The 17,067-nt window shown below is 74.2% G+C and carries 14 protein-coding genes; 4 read left to right on the top strand and 10 right to left on the bottom strand.

Annotated elements, in window-relative coordinates; genetic code table 11:
* Positions 1-132: 132 nt before the first annotated feature.
* Entirely contained in the window at positions 133-741 is a 609-nt protein-coding gene (locus K7B10_RS06195) for a response regulator transcription factor (protein WP_229334932.1), read from the top strand.
* A 43-nt stretch (positions 742-784) separates the two neighbouring features.
* On the opposite strand, the gene K7B10_RS06200 is transcribed toward K7B10_RS06195, so the two are convergent.
* The 5 genes from K7B10_RS06200 to K7B10_RS06220 form a co-directional block, all read right to left on the bottom strand.
* Positions 785-2,605, bottom strand: coding sequence for an ATP-binding cassette domain-containing protein (locus K7B10_RS06200; RefSeq protein ID WP_229334933.1), 1,821 nt, complete (start codon positions 2,603-2,605; stop codon positions 785-787).
* Positions 2,602-4,398, bottom strand: a complete 1,797-nt coding sequence (locus tag K7B10_RS06205) for an ABC transporter ATP-binding protein (protein WP_229334934.1) — start codon at positions 4,396-4,398, stop codon at positions 2,602-2,604. Before K7B10_RS06205 ends, K7B10_RS06200 begins: the two co-directional genes overlap by 4 nt.
* A 69-nt stretch (positions 4,399-4,467) precedes the next feature.
* Positions 4,468-4,608 (bottom strand): SapB/AmfS family lanthipeptide, encoded by a 141-nt coding sequence (locus K7B10_RS06210; protein WP_229334935.1) that lies wholly within the window; start codon positions 4,606-4,608, stop codon positions 4,468-4,470.
* Entirely contained in the window at positions 4,605-7,238 is a 2,634-nt protein-coding gene (gene lanKC, locus K7B10_RS06215; RefSeq protein WP_229334936.1) for a class III lanthionine synthetase LanKC, read from the bottom strand. The genes K7B10_RS06210 and lanKC overlap by 4 nt, the downstream gene beginning before the upstream one ends.
* Before the next feature lie 181 nt (positions 7,239-7,419).
* Positions 7,420-7,878 carry a VanZ family protein gene (locus K7B10_RS06220; RefSeq protein ID WP_372481377.1) on the bottom strand — a complete coding sequence of 153 codons (459 nt, stop codon included), beginning with the start codon at positions 7,876-7,878 and terminating at the stop codon, positions 7,420-7,422.
* 367 nt (positions 7,879-8,245) lie between these two features.
* On the opposite strand from K7B10_RS06220, the gene K7B10_RS06225 reads away from it, so the two are divergent.
* Positions 8,246-8,512 (top strand): protealysin inhibitor emfourin, encoded by a 267-nt coding sequence (locus K7B10_RS06225; protein ID WP_229334938.1) that lies wholly within the window; start codon positions 8,246-8,248, stop codon positions 8,510-8,512.
* A gap of 34 nt (positions 8,513-8,546) precedes the next feature.
* Here K7B10_RS06225 and K7B10_RS06230 read toward each other — a convergent pair whose 3' ends face one another.
* A complete protein-coding gene (locus K7B10_RS06230; RefSeq protein WP_229334939.1) occupies positions 8,547-10,178 on the bottom strand; it encodes an FAD-binding oxidoreductase in 1,632 nt (543 codons plus the stop codon).
* A 61-nt stretch (positions 10,179-10,239) separates the two neighbouring features.
* On the opposite strand from K7B10_RS06230, the gene K7B10_RS06235 reads away from it, so the two are divergent.
* On the top strand, positions 10,240-10,908 hold the full coding sequence (locus tag K7B10_RS06235; protein ID WP_229334940.1) for a TetR/AcrR family transcriptional regulator: 669 nt from the start codon (positions 10,240-10,242) through the stop codon (positions 10,906-10,908).
* Between the two features lie 14 nt (positions 10,909-10,922).
* On the opposite strand, the gene K7B10_RS06240 is transcribed toward K7B10_RS06235, so the two are convergent.
* Entirely contained in the window at positions 10,923-11,966 is a 1,044-nt protein-coding gene (locus tag K7B10_RS06240) for an aldo/keto reductase (RefSeq protein ID WP_229334941.1), read from the bottom strand.
* A 100-nt stretch (positions 11,967-12,066) separates the two neighbouring features.
* On the opposite strand from K7B10_RS06240, the gene K7B10_RS06245 reads away from it, so the two are divergent.
* Positions 12,067-12,690, top strand: a complete 624-nt coding sequence (locus K7B10_RS06245; protein WP_229334942.1) for a TetR/AcrR family transcriptional regulator — start codon at positions 12,067-12,069, stop codon at positions 12,688-12,690.
* A 150-nt stretch (positions 12,691-12,840) separates the two neighbouring features.
* On the opposite strand, the gene K7B10_RS06250 is transcribed toward K7B10_RS06245, so the two are convergent.
* The 3 genes from K7B10_RS06250 to K7B10_RS06260 all read right to left on the bottom strand — a co-directional run bounded on the left by K7B10_RS06250 (position 12,841) and on the right by K7B10_RS06260 (position 16,926).
* Entirely contained in the window at positions 12,841-13,617 is a 777-nt protein-coding gene (locus tag K7B10_RS06250; protein ID WP_229334943.1) for a polysaccharide deacetylase family protein, read from the bottom strand.
* 223 nt (positions 13,618-13,840) lie between these two features.
* The gene (locus K7B10_RS06255; RefSeq protein WP_229334944.1) at positions 13,841-14,677 is read right to left on the bottom strand and encodes a class I SAM-dependent methyltransferase; all 837 of its coding nucleotides are present in this window, start codon (positions 14,675-14,677) and stop codon (positions 13,841-13,843) included.
* A 140-nt stretch (positions 14,678-14,817) separates the two neighbouring features.
* Positions 14,818-16,926 carry a PIG-L family deacetylase gene (locus tag K7B10_RS06260; RefSeq protein WP_229334945.1) on the bottom strand — a complete coding sequence of 703 codons (2,109 nt, stop codon included), beginning with the start codon at positions 16,924-16,926 and terminating at the stop codon, positions 14,818-14,820.
* Positions 16,927-17,067: the final 141 nt, after the last annotated feature.

Below are 17,067 nucleotides of genomic sequence, written 5' to 3' on the forward strand. Positions count from 1 at the left end.
GGGAAACGGAAATCCGTGGGTATCTCGGCCAACTTGACCGTACGCCCCTGCACGCCCCCCGCAGTGACGTTCCATCGGCTCTGTACGGGGCACCCGTGGTGCCGTTGGTCCGTCTACCGAGGAGCACACACGATGACGAAGGTCCTCGTCCTGCACAGCGTCAGCCTGGTCAGGTCGGCACTGGCCGCCCTCCTGAGATCCGAAGGGCCGTTCGAGGTCACGTCGTCGGGCTGGCGGGCCGCGGCACGCCAGACCGAGTCGTTACGACCAGACGTGACGGTCGTCGACCTCGACTGTCCGGGGACGACGGCCGTCCTCGCCCATGACGGGCGCGCGGACCACCGGGTCCTCGCGCCCCCGTCCCCGGTCCTGGTGCTCGCGTCGACCGGCGCGCCCGGGCTGCTGCACCGCGCGTTCCGCGCCGAGGCGCGCGGTTACGTCGACAAGGACGGCTCGCCGGGGCGGCTCGTACGGGCGGTCCGGAAGGTCGCCTCGGGGGAACGTTTCATCGACGCCTCGCTGGCTTCCGCCTTCATGGAGGCCGACCCGCTGCCGCTGAGCCCGCGGGAGCTGAGCGTGCTGACCCGGGCCGCGGAGGGCGATTCGATCGCCGAGATCGCCCGTACGCTGCACCTGGCGAGCGGGACGGTACGCAACTACATGGCCGCGGCGACCCGCAAGACCGGGGCGCGCAACCTCATCGACGCGATCCGCATATCCCGGCGGGCCGGCTGGGTGTGATCCCCGGGCCGCCGCGGGGCCGCGGACGGGCACGACGGCCGTGTCAGTCGTCCGCGGCCTGGTTCCACCTCCCCACCAGATCGCCGTACAGGGGTGACCTGGCGGGGAGTTCTTCGTGTGTGCCGCACACGGCGCGGGTCCCGTCGAGGACGAGGACCCGGTCGGCGCGGGCTGCGGACGAGACGCGGTGGGCCACGACCACGAGGGTGCCGGGACGGTCCGCGAGGGCCCGTTCGGCACGCTCCTCGGCCGCCGGGTCCAGGTGGCAGGTGGCTTCGTCGAGCAGCAGGAGCGGGGCCGGCGAGAGGTAGGCGGCGGCGAGCGCGAGCTGCTGGCTCTCGCCCCGGGACAGCAGCCGGGGCGACACCCCGGCGTCCAGACCGCCGAGCCGGGCCACCAGCTCTTCCAGCCCCAGGGCGCTGACGGCGCGCCGCACCCGGGCGTCGCCGGGCTCCGGCGTGCCCGGGGCGACGGCGAGGTGGGTCAGGTTCTCCCGTACGGTGCCGGTGAACACGTAGGCCTGCTGCGGCAGCAGGGTGCGCCGCGGGTCCGGCCCGGTGGACCCCGTCTCCCGGCGGGCGGCCGCGCCGGCGACGAGGACCGATCCCGCGTCGGGTGACAGCATTCCGGCGAGCAGGGCGGTGAGCGTGGACTTGCCGATGCCGCTCGGTCCGACCACCGCGAGGTGCTCCCCCGGGCGCACCAGCAGGTCGAGGCCGTCGAGCACGGGAGCGGCGCCGGGGCCGTAGGCGAAGGTGACGCCCCGGAGCTCGGCCGCGGCCTCGCTCCGCGGGCGGACCGGCCGGGGCGACGACAGCGGCTCCGGCTCCGGCTCCGGCTCCGGCTCCGGCTCCGGCTCCGGCTCCGGCTTCAGCGTGCCGTGGCCGGCCGGGTCCGGCGGCACCGGAGCGCTGAAGCGTTCGAGTACCACGAGCAGCCGGGTACCGGCGGAACCCAGCGCGGTCATGAGCGAGTTGAGGGCGGGCAGCAGGGCCTGTACCAGGTACGTGAGTCCGCCGGCCAGCGTACCGGCGGTGATCCCGCGGCCCAGCAGCCAAGGTGTCGCGGCGAGGAGCGCGATGACCGGCAGCCGGCCCGCCGTGCCCAGGGCCAGGGTGCGCAGAGCCGCCCAGCCCGCGAGGGTGCGCGCCAGCCGCTCCTGGGCGGCGATGAGGGGCTCCGCCCGCGCCTCCACGGCGGTCCGTCCCCCGCAGGCGACGATGTCGCGCAGCCCCTCCGCCAGCTTCCCCACCCGGTCGGCCAGCGCCTCGTCGGTGTCCAGGGACCTGCGCTGTACGGCGGCCAGGGGGCGCAGCGTCGCCAGGAACGCGGCCACGCCCAGCAACAGGGGCGGCAGCACGACCAGCAGCAGCACGGGCGCGAGGGCGGCCATGCCGACGAGGGCACCCACGGCGGTGAACACGAACGAGCGTGCCGTCAGGACCAGCCCCGCGAAGGAGTCCCGGGCCATCTCCGTCTGCTGGGTCAGCCGGGAGACCGCGCCCGTGTCGCCGGCGCCCGCCGGGTCGGCGACGGCCCGGTCCAGTGCCTGGCGCACCGCCCGCCGCACCAGGCCGTCCCGCAGCGGCTCCACGAGGTCCGCGAGCCCGGCGAACACGCCGCGCAGCGCGAACCCGCCGATCAGCGCTCCGGCTCCGGCCGCGGCCAGCCAGCCGAGGCCGGTGGCGGTGCGGCCGGCGAGGAAGCCGTCGTCGAGGGCGCGGGCCACGCCGTAGCCGCCGAGGAAGGTGTGCGCGGACTCCAGGAGCGACCATGCGGCCAGCCGGCCCACGACCCTCCCGCGGCCGCGCAGGAACAGCCGGCCCTCGGGGGCCACCCGGCCCCAGGCCCCTCCTCCGGTCATCGCGCCGCCTCCCGCTGCGTGTCCCTTTCCGTGTCCTCGTCCGTCTCCCGCTGCGTGTCGGCGGCGAACACCGCCCGGTAGGCGGGCTCGTGTCGCCAGAGCTCGCCGTGGGTTCCCGTCGCCCGTATCCGCCCGTGCTCCAGCCAGACGACGAGATCGGCGCGGACGGCGGACGAGAGGCGGTGCGCGACCACGATCCGGGTGCCGGGCCGGATCTCGCGGGCGAGGGCCCGCTCGACCTCCCGGGCCGTGACGGTGTCGAGGCTGGAGGTGGCGTCGTCCAGTACGAGGAGCCGGCCCGCATGGGCGAACGCCCGCGCCAGCCCCAGGCGTTGGACCTCTCCGCCGGACATCGGGGCGTCGGCGAGGCGCGTGCCGTACGCGTGGGGCAGGCGCCGGACGAACAGGTCGGCTCCCGCGGCACGGGCCGCGGCGCGCACCGCCTCCGGCCCGGGTCCCTGCCCCGCGCCGAAGGCGATCGCCTCGCCGACCGTGTCCCCGAGCAGTACGGGCCGGTCGAAGGCGTATCCGACCTCGCGGCGCAGTACTTCGGCGCTCACTTCCCGCAGGGGCACCCCGTCCAGCAGCACCCGGCCCGCGTCGGGGTCGGTGAGCCGGCCGGCCACGGCGGCGAACAGCGTCTTGCCCGCGCCCGAGCGGCCCACCACGGCCACGGTGGTGCCTCCCGGGATCACCAGACTGATGTCGTGCAGGACGGCGGCGCCCCCGCGCACCACCCGGACGCCCCTCAGTTCCAGAGTGCCGGGGCCGCCTTCCGGCAGCCGCGCCCGGCCGTGGCCGAGTACGGGCAGGGCCAGGAGGGCGGCGGTCCGCCGGGTCGCCGACCGGCCGCGGACCACGGCCGCCAGGCCCCCGGTCACGGCGCCGATGCCGGCCGCGAGGCCTGCGTACCGTACGGCGGCGAGGAGTTCACCGACCCCGATCGCCCCGGCCGACAGGCGGATGCCGCCGACGGCCAGGACGGCGTACAGGAGCATCGGCATGAGGGCCGCGGACCGGGCCGTGGTGCCGCCGTAGACCTGCCACATCCGCCTGCCCTCGGTGCCCAGCTCGGGCAACCGGGCCAGGATCCGCGCGCGTTCGCGCTCCGCGGTGCCGGCGGCGGCGATCGTCCGCGCCCCGGCCAGTGCCTCGGTCAGGCGGCCGGCGGTTTCGAGCTGGACCTGCTGGTAGCGGGCGACGCTGGTGTGCGTGTCGCGGGCGAAGGCACGCAGCAGGAGCACCAGGAACGGAACGCCGACGAGGAAGGCGAGTGCCGTCCACAGGTCGATGAGGAAGAGGGCGGTGACCGCGCCGAGGGGCGGGAGCAGTGCGGCGACGGCGTGCGCGACGGCGGCCGGGACCTTGCCCGCCTCGGTGGCGTGTGCGGTCAGCCGCGCCGCGGTGTCGCCGGGTGCGTGGCGGGCGGCGTGGTGCGGGGCCGTCCGCAGCAGCCGGGCGAGCGCGAGCCGGCGCAGGCGGGCGGTGGAACGGCCGTCGACCTCGCCCGTCAGCCGGGCGCCGACCGCGTCCAGGGCCACTTCGGCCGCGATGACCGCGGCGCACAGCAGCGTCCAGGCGGAGCCCGCCGGGTCGCGGCGGAGCAGCAGGTCGAGGGTGTGGCCGAGGACGGCCGGTTCCGCGAGCGCCGCCGCGGCGGCGCCGAGCGTGCATCCGAGGACCGCGGCGGTGCGTCCGGCGCTGTGCCGGGCCGCTGCCACGAGAGCCCGGTCGGCGGTACGTGCCACGGCCGCCGCCTGCGCCGCGTCGTCCACCGCGTCGGGGGGGCTCATCCGCGGATGCCTCCAGTGGTGTGGTGCGGGCCCGGGCGGCGAACCGCCCGGGCCCGGAGGTGACCCGGATCAGTTACAGGTCGTGATGCTCAGGCTGCTGTCGCCGCAGAGGAGCAGGCTGGCCCGGCTGCCGCCACCGCCGCCGTGCAGCGCGCCCTCGGTGACCTCTTCCTTGGGGGTCTCCATCGACTGCAGGTCGAGAAGCGTCATGTCAGATTCCTCTTCTGTCGGGTGGTGCGATGGGTCACGGTCCCGGGCGGGACCGGCTCTTGGGCCGCCGCGGTACGTCGCAGCGGCGGGAGGAACGGCAGGTGCGCGCGCCCGCCGGGCGCGGCGCTGCCGAGGGCGAGGAGAGCGCCGGCGGTGCCCGTGGCGAGGTCCATGGACAGGCGCATCATCTGCTCACCGGGGAAGGCCAGATGTCCCTGGTACGGCACGGCGTGCCGGGCCAGTGCGTCGATCTGGCGGGCGATGTCCGCGGGACCCGTGCCGGGGCCGGGCGTGGTGGTCCGGGCCAGGTGGAGGATCATCCCGGCGGCGCCGCGCAGCAGCCCGGGCTGGGCGTAGAAGGTCGCCTGCGCCGCCCGTACGATCTCGCGCCGGGCCTGTTCGAACCGCTCGTCGGGAGCGTGCTCCAGCCAGTCGTCGAGGACCATGCCGATGCCGACGCTGCCTTCACCGAGGTACGGCATCGTGCGCCAGCCCTCGTTCACCTGCAGGGTGCCGTACGCGCTGGTGACGCAGCGGTCGAGGTCGCGGTGGAGCGACCGGGCGGCTTGGAGCAGCAGTTCCTTGTCTCCGGTGCGTTCGTACAGCCGCAGGAAGAGCAGGGCCGGTCCGGTGTTCCCGTACATCAGTCCGGCGCGGGTGGGCCGCTGCTCGGGCCGGGCGAGCAGTTCGGCGCAGCGCAGGGCCGCGGTGTGCAGCCCGCTCTCGCCGCTCGCGGTGCCGAGCGCGTCCATTGCCAGGCCGATGCCGGCGAGTCCGCTGTGCAGGTCGGGGCCCGCGCTCTGCCAGGGCTGCCGGAGCAGCCGTTCGCTGAGGTCGAGGGCGGGGCCCGCGTGTCCGAGCCGGTGGAGCGTCCAGGCCGTGCCGGCGAGACCGTCGTAGAAGCCGAGCGGGGTACCGGAGTCCGGTTCCCCGGTCCGCTCCAGCAGCCATTCCTCGGCTTCGGGCCAGGGCTCGGCTCCGGTCTCGGCGAGGGCGTGGAGCACTCCGGCGATCCCGTAGCCGAAGCCGGTGCCCGCGCCGGCGGTCGCGAACTGGGCTATGTCGCCCGGCACGAAGCGGTCCTCGCGCTCCCGGGTGGCGCTCGCGCGTATCGCCGCGGCCATCGACGCGCGGGCGGCCGGCCAGTCCCCCGGCTCGACGGGCAGGTACGGGCCCGGCGGTGCGGGCGGGCGGCCGCCCGGCGCGCCCTGCGGGGCTCCGGACAGGATCTCCTCGACGGCCTCGTCGAGGAACTGCCGTGGTACGGGGAACTGTTCGGCGGCGACGGCGGCGAGATGGGCGGCCTTGGCCCGGTCCAGGACGAACAGGCTGGTCAGCGGGAGGAACAGGGCGATCCGCAGACAGGCGAGGGCGTAGCGGTCGACGGAGAACCCGCGCCGCTCGGCGGGGGCGACGAAGGCGGGATTGGCCACGGTCTGCCGCAGTCCCTCGTCCACGTGCGCGGCGGCCTCGAAGTCCAGCAGGGCGACGGAGGGTTCACCGCTCTCGTCCTCGGCCACCATGATGTTGAAGAGGTGGAGGTCGTTGAAGACCACGCCGCGGGCGTGCACGGCCTCGACGGCCTCGGTGACCCTGCGGTGGATCTTCAGGGCCCAGTCGGTGTACGAGGCGAGCTCCGCCTGGTCGGGGTCCGCCTCGATCAGCGGGTGACGGCGGGCGAAGTAGGTGTTGAGCGGTTTGCCCGCGAGGTGCTGCAGCACCAGGAAGTGGTGGTCGCCGACCGTGAAGGTGCCGCGCACCGCGGGCACGCAGTCCAGTCCCGACAGTCTCTCCAGCGCGGCCCGTTCACGGTGCAGCCGGGTCACGGCGTCGGCGCCGTCCGCGGCGAGCCCGGCGTACGGGCGGGCCTCCTTGAGGACCACGCTCTCGCCGGTGCGGCTGTCCTTGCCCACGTAGACGCCGCCGCCGTTGGAGAAGTGCAGCGCCCGCTCCACGGTGAAGGGGATGCCGGTCAGGTTGGCCGCGGAGCGCGCCGCGAGGTGCGGCTCCAGGAAGTCGGGCAGTTCGAGCCACTCGGGCGGCTGGAACACCGGTCCGCGCCGGTCCGGTACGAGCCGCCCGTCGGGGGTCTCTATCGCCGGGACCAGCTCGCCGTGCTCGTCGTAGCAGTGCCTCAGGGTGAAACTGCCGTAGCGCAGGTACACCGGGCCGGCGCCCCAGCGCAGATCGCTGAGGATGTACGGGCCGGCCGCCCCGGCCAGCGCGGCGTCGAGGTCCTCCGCGATCCGGCGGCACTGCTGCTCGTCGGCCGGGTACACGGTGATGAACTTGCCGCTCGCCGCGCGGTCGGCGTACTTGGCGTTGCGCAGGTGCAGCAGGTACCGGCTCGGTATGAACTTGAAGGCGATGCGCCGGGCGGTGCAGTACGCGTACACCGTCGTCAGCAGGGCTTCCGCGTTGTCGAGCGTGGCAGAGACGTGGATCTTCCAGCCCTGCGCGGGCAGTTCGGCGTCGGCGGGGCGCAGTGCGAGCCAGTCGCCGCTGCGGTGCGAGCGCCACCCCGACGGTACGGGGGCGAGCGCGGCCGGGTAGCTCTCACCGGCGCGCCGGTACGGCGCGTCGTAGAACCAGCGGTCGGCGTCGCAGAAGGCGGCGTACCCCTTGTTCACACCTGCTCCCTCGTTCGGCGGCAGACCTGACCGTGTCACGCCGGGCGGATGCCGCGACAGTCATGCCTGTCACCGCCGGGGTGTGCAATACCCACGAGTCACAAGTCACGGGTCAGGTGCCGTACGGCGATGTCACGAGGCAGATCTCGCAGGGCAGAGGTCACAAGGCAGGTGCCATGGGTCAGGCGTCACCGGCCTCCGCGGTCCGCCGGTTCCACCAGTGCCGGCGGCGCGGGTGGACGGCCCGCCCGAGGCGGCGGCCGATCAGCAGGTACCCGAGGAGCGCGCCGGCCGTGTTGAGCAGGACGTCGTCGATGTCGAAGACGCGTCCGGTGACGAGGGCGCCCTGGACGAGCTCCACCAGCGTCATCAGACAGGCCGTCACGGCGCCGACCCGCAACAGTCCCCGCGCCGGGGGCAGCAGAACGGGCAGGAGCACACCGAAGGGCAGGCCGAGCAGCAGGTTCCCTCCCAGCTGGCGCACCGCCTCGACCGTCGACGTCCCGTGCAGGTAGGCGCTGATCGAGCTGCCGGGCCGGACGTTGGCGTGCACGAGGGCCGCCGAGGCGGCGGAGGGTTCCAGCGTCAGCCGGGCCAGGACCACACCGAAGAGCACCGTCCCGGCGAATGCGGTCACCATGGCCGACGCCCGGACCGCCGGATGGGCCGGCCGCCGTCGTTTCCTCCGGCCGGGCGGCACGGTCCGCTCCCTCCGCTCCGCCGGCTCGCTCCGCTTCGTCGGCTCCGCCCGCTTCCGCGTACTCCGCAGTACATCCCTCCATGTCATGCGGGCGCGCCTACCCCGCGGGCCACCCCGCACACGCTGCCGCCCGCCGACGACCGTCGGCGCACGGTACGGAGCCGGTTTCGGACAACTCCCGCCGATGCCGCGCGCAGAGGCACGTGCGGGGGATTCGGGGGCAGGCGAGAGGGTGTCCATCCCGTGCGCCCCCGACCCGGCCGACCGGGCCGGCCGCGGGCGGCGCTCGATTCCAGGAGGTTTCGCGATGCTGATCACCGTCACCCGCACCGGGGGGTTCGCGGGCAGGGAACGGACCGCTTCCCTCGACACGGAGTACCGGCGCGACGGCGCCGAGCTGGAGCGGCTGGCCGAGCTGGCCCTGAGCGGCGAATGCCCCGGGGCCCGGGAACCCGTGCCGGACGGGTTCGGCTACGTCGTCCGCGTCGACGACAAGCTGGTGGAGTTGCGCGATCCGTACCTCACCGCGGAACAAGGGCAGCTGATCGCCACCGTCCTGGGCGCCGGCGCCTGACGGCGCCGCACGACGCGGCGGAGGCGCCGTCCGCTCAGCCCCGCTCACCGTCGAAGAGCACTCCGGGGTTGAGGATGCCCGCCGGGTCGAGCGCGTTCTTCGCGGCCCGCAGCGCCCGGGCGAACGGCTCCGGGCGCTGCCGGTCGTATCCGGGCCGGTGGTCGCGGCCGACGGCGTGGTGGTGGGTGACGGTCGCCCCGTGCGCGCCGAGCACGTCCATAGCGGCGGACTTGATCTCGTCCCACATCGCGACCTCCGAGCCGCGCCGCGCCGGGGCTATGACGGTGAAGTAGGGGGCGGGGCCGTCGGGGTAGACGTGGGTGAAACGGCAGTTGATCATCCCCTGGGCACCGGTGACCTCGCGTACGACGGCGCCCAGGTCCCGGTGCACGGCCTCGTACAGGGCATCGGCGCGGTCCCAGGTGCAGGCCGTTTCGAAGGTCTCGCTGATCACGCTCATCCGCGCGAGTCCGTCGCGCAGGTACGGCATGCGCAGGAAGGCGGAGCGCCACGCGCCGGCCGCGGAGTCGTCGGCGGAATCACCGGCCGGGGGCCGGGTGGTCCCGGCCGGCGAGCCCCCGTGGTCCTGCGCCAGGGCGACCAGTTCGGCGAGCCGGTCGGCGACGGGGAAGTGCGCGGACTCCACTCCGAGGACGAGTACGCTGCGGCCGCCGCCGGCCACGCCCGAAAGCGCCGCCTCGCCCGGATCGAGCAGCCGGCAGTTGGCCGGGTGCAGCCCCGACTGTGCGATGGCGCGTACCGCGTCGGCCGCGGCCTTGAAGTCGTCGAACAGGACGGAGGCGGACGCCTTGTGGCGGGGCCGGTCCTGCAGCCGCATCCATGCCTCGGTGATCACGCCGAGCGTTCCCTCCGATCCCAGGAACAGCCGGTCGGGGGAGGGTCCGGCGCCCGAACCGGGCACGCGCAGCGACTCGTTGACGCCGACCGGGGTGACCACGCGCAAGGACTCGGTCAGGTCGTCGATGTGGGTGAGGAGCGTGGCGTAGTGGCCGCCGGCCCGGGTCGCCAGCCAGCCGCCGAGGGTGGAGAACTCGAAGCTCTGCGGAAAGTGGCGCAGCGTCAGACCGTGTGGCCGCAGCTGTGCTTCGAGGTCGGGGCCGAGTACGCCCGCCTCGATCCGTGCCGCCCGGCTGGCGGTGTCGATGTCGAGCACGCGGTCGAGGCCGGCGAGGTCGAGGGAGACCGCGGCCCGCCGCCGCTCTCCCCGGTACTCCACTCCCCCGACCACCGAACTGCCCGCCCCGTAGGGCACGACGACCACGTCCGCCCCCTCGGCCCAGTCCAGTACGTCCACGACGTCCTGCTCGCTGCGGGGGAAGGCGACCTGGTCCGGAGCCGCCCCGAGTTCGCCCCGCAGGGCCCGTACGACATCGCGGTAGGCCTTCCCGTACGTGTGCGAGGCCCGGGCCGGCGGGGTGTCGGACATCAGGTGGGCGAGGGAGGGCGGCGGGGTGATCCGGGTCTTCGGCAGATCGACGGACCGGACGTCGGGTACCGGGAGCGGGGTGTCGGCGGCACCGGGGACCAGTGCGCCGAGGGCGACGCACTCGCCGTCGGACAAGGCCTTGTCGTCGGTGCCCCAGCCCCACCAGGAGCGTCGGCGGGACGGGGCGAGAGGGGCGGCGGGAGGCACGGTCTCGGCCATGGCGATATAACCTTTCGGTAATTTACCGCTTGGTAATTTACTTCACCGTATAGTTCGCCCCATGGACTCCACAAGCACCGGCACCGCACCGAACGCCTCGCCGCCCCCGGGCAGGCGCCGGGGCGGAGCGGCGGGGACGAAGGGGGTACCGCGCGCCGAGCGCGAGGAGCAGATCCTCGCCGCCGCGCTGGAGGAGTTCGGCCGGCACGGGCACGCGTCCGCCTCGATGGCCGCGATCGCCGGGCGGGTGGGCGTGACGAAGCCGATGCTCTACGCCTACTTCGACTCCAAGGACGGGCTCTACCTCGCCTGCCTCGAGCACATCGCCACCCGCGTCATCGCGGCCATCGACGAGGCGATGGCCGGCGGACCGGCCGCACCCGCCGGGGAACAGCTCCCCCACGCCGTCCTCACCGGGCTCTTCACGGCCCTCGAAGACCGGCGTCACGCCTGGTTCGTCCTCTACGACAGGACCTTGGCGCCCGGCTCCGAACTGCGCCTCGCCGCCCAGCGGCACCGCGGGGCCATCGACGGGCTCGCCGCGTCGGGCACCGCGGCACTGCTGAGCGGCCACGGCAACGAGGACCCCCTCGACGCCGACGCCCTCAAGCACGTCTGGACCGGCACCGTCAGCTCCCTCATGGGCTGGTGGATCGCCCACCCCGAGCTGTCCACCGAGGACATGAGCGCCCGCTGCGCCCGGCTGCTCACGGCCATCCGCACCGCCTGACCCCCGAGGCGCGATCAACGCGACCCGGCCATCGGGGGATCGAGGCGGGCGAAGCCCGGCTGACGGTGGTACGGGAAGTAGGGATACGGGGCCGGGCGGGCGCTGGCCCCGTCGAGCTTCGCCATCTGCTCGGCGGTGAGCGTCCAACCCACGGCCCCGAGGTTCTGGCGCAGTTGCTCCTCGCCGCGCGCACCGATGATGACGGAGGACACGGTCGGCCGCTGCAACAGCCAGCGCAGGGCGATCTGCGGGATCGCCTTTCCGGTCTCCCGGGCGATCTCGTCCAGGGCGTCGACGACGCGATAGAGGTGTTCCTCCTCCACCGGCGGCGCGAAGTCGGCGGTGTCGTGCAGCCTGCTGCCGGCGGGCAGCGGACGCCCCCGGCGGATCTTGCCGGTGAGCCGCCCCCAGCCGAGGGGGCTCCAGACGATCGCCCCGAGCCCCTGGTCGTGCCCGAGCGGCATCAGCTCCCATTCGTAGTCGCGGCCGACGAGGGAGTAGTAGACCTGGTGGGCGACGTAGCGCTCGCGGCCGCGGCGGTCGGCGGTGGCGAGGGATTTCATCGCCTGCCAGCCGGAGAAGTTCGAGATGCCGAGGTGGCGGATCTTCCCGGCCCGGACCAGGTCGTCGAGGGCGGAGACCGTCTCCTCCACCGGGGTGCCCGCATCGAAGGCGTGCAGCTGGAAGAGGTCGATGTAGTCCGTGTCGAGGCGGCGCAGCGCCTTGTCGACGGACGCGATCAGGCGCGATCGCGAGGTGCCCGCGTCCGCGGGGGCGTCGCTCGTGGGCAGGCCGGCCTTGGTGGAGATGAGCACCTGGTCGCGGCGGCCCTTGAGGGCGGCCCCCAGCACCTCCTCCGACGCTCCGTCGGAGTAGACGTCGGCGGTGTCGAACATGGTGACGCCGACGTCGATGCAGATGTCCACGAGGCGGCGCGCCTCCGCCACGCCCGTGTTGCCCCAGGCCCCGAAGAGGGGCCCCCGTCCGCCGAAGGTCCCGGCGCCGAAGCTGAGCGCCGGCACCTGAAGCCCGGACGCACCCAGTCGCCTGTACTCCATGACGAATCCCCTCTCCCGCACCCAGCTAATGGGGCTGCGGTTCCGTTAAGATGCCCTCAGCGTAGCAACGCGAGACGGTTAATAGAACTGGAGTCCCGTTATGGAGTTGACGGAAGCCACGCCCGACCCGGGGACCGCCCGGCCCGGAGGGCGTACGGCGCGGGTGCGCGCGGCCGTACTGGACGCCACCGCGGAGGTCCTGGCCGAGCAGGGTTTCGCCCATCTCGACCTCACCGACATCGCGCGCCGCGCGGAGGTCGGGAAGACCACCGTCTACCGCCGCTGGGGGACGGTCACCGGCCTCGTGGCCGACCTGCTGCTGGAGATGGCGCAGCAGTCCGTACCGCGCACGGAGACGGGTTCACTGCTCGGGGACCTGACGGCCAACGCCCGGCTGGTGCAGCGAACGCTCGCCGATCCCCGCCAGGGGGCCCTGTTCAGGGCGGTGATCGCGGCGGCCGGCTCCGACCCGAAGGCGGCGCAGGCCCTGTACGGCTTCTACTCCGCCCGCGTCGAAGAATGGGCGCCCTGTGTGGAGCAGGCCGCCGCCCGCGGCGAGGTACCCGACGGCACCGACGCGCAGGAAGTGATCCGCGCGACGTCCGCTCCGCTCTACTACCGCCTCCTGACCACCGCCCTCCCGCTCGACACGGCCGACGCCGATCGCGCCGCGAGCGCCGCGGCGGCGGCCGCGCGAGCGGGGGCGTACGTACGGGAGCCTTAGGCCGTGTCTTTCGGATCAGGGTGGATCGGCCCGGGGCGTCCGGTGCCGTGCGCCGCAAGGCCGAGGAGGGAGCCGACGTGGTGTGTCGGCGAGCGACGAGAACGCCGCGTGCCGGGCGTCGCGGGGCAGGCGGGACTCTGCGGACACCCCCTAAGGGGCGGTGCGGGCCGGGAACGTGAAGGCGTAGCCCTGCGCGGCGAGCCAGGGCAGGTACTCCTTGAGCGCCGCGACCGTCTCGCTGCGGTCTCCGCCGCCGTCGTGGAACAGCACGGTCGGCTGTCGGGGCAGCTTGCCCTCCACGGCGGCGACGATCGCGGGCAGGCCCGGACGGCTCCAGTCCTTGGGGTCGACGCTCCAGCCCAGCGGCCGCATCCCGCTCGCGGCGGCTATCGCACGGCTGTCGGGGGTGAAGGCACCGCCCGGGGCGCGGTAGTAGCTGACGGCGACGCCCGGAACGGCCTTCTCGATCATGGCCTTGCCGTCGAGTATCTGCTGCCGCTGGTAGGCGACGGGCTTGTGGTCCATCGTCACGTCGTGGTCGACGGTGTGGTCGCACAGCCGGTGGCCGTCGGCCGCGATCGCGCGCACCAGGTCCGGGTACTTCTGCGCCCTGGTTCCGATCATGCAGAAGGTGGCTTTGACGTGGTTCCGCCTCAGCACCTCGAGGACCTGCGGCGTCCAGCGGGGGTCCGGGCCGTCGTCGATGGTGATCGCGACGTCACGACCCGGCCCCTGGGCCAGCCGGGAGATCCCGAGCGGGATCCCGGTGGCGCCGTGGACCCGCTCCGACTCGGCCGCGGACCGGCCCGCCGAGCCGTCCGCGGCGGCGAATGCCGGGGTGACCGCGGTCGCCAGAAGGGCGAGGACGGCCCCCGCCAGGGCGGGAACCGCCCGTCGACGACGCGCGGAAGTGCTGGTGATGCCCATGGATGCGCTCTACCTTTGCGCTCGGCCCCCGGAACTAGCGATTCCGATCCAGCGTAGGTCACGCGCGGAGGCACTCATCTCCCCCCATCGGCCGATTTATCCCACCCTCTGGGCCTTCCCACCAGGCCGCAGCACGCTCGCCCGACCCCCTGGACGAGGCCGGGCGTGATGTCCGCCACGTCCGGGCCCCGGAGGGCCTGCCCGGCGCGGGTGTGCCGACGGGCTACGGGCGGCGGGTGGCGGTGACCAGGTAGTAGTCCAAGATCAGCTGCTCCCAGGCGGCCAGGAAGTTCCTGGGCCAGGTGCCCGGCGCCCAGAGCCGCGCGAGCCAGCGGTCCCAGCCGGGCCAGACCTGCGGACCGATCGAGGTGATCCGTACATCGGCGAAACCGGCGTCCGTCAAGGCCTCGGCGAGCCGCGAGACGGGCCGGGCGATGTCCAGGCCGCTGGCGAACGAGTCGAGCAGACCAGCGAGCCGCTCCGCCGGCGCGGGCGCGCCCTCGACGCTGAAGAAGCTGGCGACCGCCACCCGCCCGCCGGGGCGCAGGACCCGCGCCGCCTCGCGGGCGAACGCGGGCAGGTCCGGGAAGTGCTGGGCCGCCTCGACGCTGTAGAGGCAGTCGAACTCGGCGTCGCCGAGGGGCAGTCCCTCCGCCGCCCCGAGCACGAAGCGCAGCCGGGGCGGCTGGGCTTCGAGGAGGTGGGAGTTCGCCTCGCGGGCCCGCCGGAGCTGCTGGGGATGGATGTCCACCCCGGTCATCTCCCTGGGCGCGTACTCCTCCAGGGCGAGGGCGCATCCGAGGCCGAGACCGCAGCCGATCTCCACGGCCCGAGCGCCCGCGGGACCGACCGCGTCGAGTACGTGCCGGTAGAGGTCCTGCTCACTGCGGATCCGGTCGCGCTGGGACAGCGGCTGTTCCAGATCGACCGCCTGCCAGTAGCCGAAGTTGATGAACCCTCCGGCGAACACCGGCACGGCGCTGAGATCGGCCGGCCCGTACGTCTCCCAGACCTCGGGACGCACGACCGGAGCGGGCTGCTCTGCAGGGGTCCCCGACACCGCCCCACCACCTCCTCGTGACGGGGCGCCGCGCCCCGAACCCCCCAGTGTGGCGCGCGGGCTCCCGCCGCGACAGAGGACCCGCCCGCCCATGGGCCGGGAGTGGCGCGTGATGCGTGCGGGATCGGCCCGGAGGCGGCTCAACCCGCGTCGGCCGCACCGGCGAGCATCGGGGGCTGGACCGCGCGGTGCCACGGGGTGGGGAGCCGGTCACCGGCCGGCTCGGTGCGGGCGGGAGGGGGCGTGGTGACGATGTGCAGATCGGCGTCCAGGCCGAGGGCCGCCGCGACGGTCGTGCCGGACCGGTCGGTCACGCCGGCCGGTGCGCCCGTGTACAGCATCTGGGACTCCTGCCAGGACTGCGGGCCGTCCGCGCCCGCCACGCCGACCGTGCCCGAGCCCGTACGGCCCGCGAGCAGCGGGCCCGCGATGCCCACGCCGCCGTAGCCGCCCGGACCGCCGGCCTCGGCCACCGGGGAGAGCTCCGGCGCGGCCCCGCCCATGGTCGCCAGGCTCGTACCGACGGTGCCCGTGCCCGGCCGGCGGAAGAACAGGCGGACCCCGTCGCCCTCCGGGCGCACCGAGAGCACGCCCGTCGTCTGGGGCAGTCCGGTCGCGAAGGAGCCCGTCATCGGAGCGCCCGGCGTCGGCTGGACCCAGGCCACGACGGACCCGGTCGTCGCCGCGTACACGTACCGCCGCCCCGATCCGTCGGTCGCGGCGACCGGATCGCCCAGGAGGCCGGAGCCGCCCAGGGCCTGCCATGCGCCGAACCCGCCGTCCGGGGCGCTCTGGGTCCGGGCGCGCAGGGTGCGCCGGGAGTCGCGCACGTACACCGTCATCCGGCCCGCCGGATCGACGGCGACGGCCGGGCCGCTGATCGCCGAGGTGCCGGACCGGTCCACGGTGTCGGGGGTTCCCAGTGATTCCCAGGGACCGAACGCACCGTCGGGCCCGCCCTGTTCCGCGTACACGATCTCGCGGCCGTAGTCCCGGGGTGTCGCACCGAGGGTGGTGCGGGTGGCGAACACCGCGATCCTGCCGTCCGGGAGCCGGACCGCGGACGCCCCGGCGTCGATGCCGTCGCCCGGGAGGAACCGGGGGCCTTCCCAGGGGGCCTTCGGGCCGCTGCGCGACCAGTACGCCATCCGCCCGTCCAGCACGGCGAAGGCCCACAGCCGTCCGGGGACGCCCTCGGTCATCCACGAGGTGCCGTCGCCCCGGCTGTAGCGGATCGTCCGGTTCCATCCGGCGCCGGTGGGCCTGGTCGCGGTCTTGCGGTCACCGCAGCCGGCGGGGCTGCCGCACCAGTCGTCGTGGTCCATCCAGGCGTAGGTCTTGAGGTAGCCGAGCTTCTCTTCGCCGGCCTGCGGATCGAGCGTCGGCGGCAGCGCGCTGTTCGGGTAGCTCACGTAGTTCTGGACGGAGAAGTGCGGGCGGTCCGTGGTCTGCGCGTAGCGCTCGGCGGCGGCCTGGACGAAGCGGGCGCCGTACATGTGGTCCTGGTGGTCCAGGAAGACGCCGCTGTCGGACTTGCCGGGGGTCGGGTCCTGCGTCCGTATCGTGGTCGGCTTGTACCGCGCGAACACGTCCGCGATGGCGGCCACGGTCTGGTCCTTCGAGTACGAGAACGGCCGCTCGACCGGCGTCCCGGAGGTGAGCTGGGCGCCCAGGGCGGGTATCCGGCCGTCCCACAGGCCGCGCAGGCTGTCCGGATTGTCCCCGGAGATGCTGCGGGCCTCGCGGAGCTGCATCCACACCAGGTTGACCTCGGGCCTGGCGACGAGCACGTCCACCTCGGCGCTGCCCCCGCCGGCCGTGGGTATGGATTTGCGCTGCCAGACGCTGGTGCGGTCACCGGTGGCCATCTGCGCGTAGGCGCCCCGGATGCCGTTCTGCCGGGCCTCCGCGTAGGCGGCGCGGTCGGCGGGGCCGGCGGCGTCGTCCAGGTGCGGGCTGTGGGCCTCGTTCCGGCCGTCGGACTCGCCCGAGGTCAGGTAGACGGTGGTGACCTTGATGCCCGTCGATATGGAGCGGCTCAGGTCGGGGTTCATGAAGAACAGGTCGTCGTCGGGGTGCGCGACGACCTGGAGGGTGGAGCCCTCGGTCACGCTCGGCCTGAAGACCGCCTCGGCGGCCGCCTGCGGCTGCTCGCTCCCGTATCCGTAGGCCCAGGTCGTGACGCCGGCCACACCGACGGAGACCGCGGCGAGCAGGGCCGCGAGGCGAGTGCGGCTGGCCAGGGACATGTACGACGCCTTGGGGATCGGTCCGGTGCGGGAAGCCGACCGGGAGGTCGGCCGGTGTCCCGATGGCTCCATTGCTTCCGGAGACGACCGGGCCCGATTATGCCCCGCACGTTTGCGACTGACACACCCTCAAACGGCATA

This window comes from Streptomyces flavotricini (assembly GCF_020639365.1).
GTDB classification, from domain to species: Bacteria; Actinomycetota; Actinomycetes; order Streptomycetales; family Streptomycetaceae; genus Streptomyces; species Streptomyces flavotricini.